The 1,092-nt window shown below is 49.2% G+C and carries 1 protein-coding gene; it reads left to right on the top strand.

What is annotated here, in order from left to right:
* Window positions 1-1,092: hypothetical protein (locus ABYT07_RS21365; RefSeq protein ID WP_372994009.1), on the top strand; the 1,092-nt coding region annotated here is incomplete at both ends.

Below are 1,092 nucleotides of genomic sequence, written 5' to 3'. Positions count from 1 at the left end.
CTGACACCATTGACGGTGCCATCACCAACGTAAGACAAACTGCTACCAGAGCGAAGACCACCGTGACTCAAGGCGAAAACATCGTCGTTACTGAAACCACGGATGCTCTAACAGGGGCTAGTAACTATGAAGTCAAAACTGCTCGTGATCTTGATATCGATAGCGTGACTGCAAAAGATGGTAACGGCAACGTGACCACGCTTACAGCAACTGGCACGAATGTGATGGACATTGATGGTAACAGCAATAACAGCACAGTATTGGGCAATACCATTACCAATGGTAGCAACGTTAGCACCTTAACGGCAGCAGGCACCAACGTCACTGATGGCACAAACACTAGCAACTATGGTGCCAATGGCTTTGTGGCAACAGATGGTAACGGTAATACTGGCAGATACAATGCTGGCAGTACCATATTGACCGATGACTCAGGCAATACTAATGCAAGCGCTGCTATCGGTAACGCCATACTTGATGATTCGGGTAACGTTAACCTAAGTGGCGCCATCGGTAACGCTCTATTTGATCAAGCAGGCAATGCCAATCTGAGCGGCGCACAAGGTAATGTTGTCTTTGATAATGCAGGCAATAGAGCGGCTACCTCAGCCACAGGCACCAACGTCACTGATGGCACAAACACTAGCAACTATGGTGCCAATGGCTTTGTGGCAACAGATGGTAATGGTAACAGCACGCTTGTGAACCAAACAGGCCTAAGCTTCACTGATGCCAACGGTGCCACAGGCCCAAGCATCACAGCTGATGGTATCGATGCAGGCAGCCAAATTATGGCCAATGTGGCTGATGGAAGCATTGCCGTGAACAGCAAAGAAGCTATCAACGGCGGTCAGCTGTTTACAACGGCAGATTCTGTTAAGACCGTTATCGGCGGTAATGCTGTGAACATAGGCGGTGTGGTCACCACAACCAACATCGGTGGTACTGGTGCTGACACCATTGACGGTGCCATCACCAACGTAAGACAAACTGCTACCAGAGCGAAGACCACCGTGACTCAAGGCGAAAACATCGTCGTTACTGAAACCACGGATGCTCTAACAGGGGCTAGTAACTATGAAGTCAAAACTG

The organism is Sulfitobacter sp. (assembly GCF_041552635.1).
In the GTDB taxonomy this organism is placed as follows: domain Bacteria; phylum Pseudomonadota; class Alphaproteobacteria; order Rhodobacterales; family Rhodobacteraceae; genus Sulfitobacter.
This window is presented reverse-complemented; position numbering and strand designations above follow the sequence as displayed.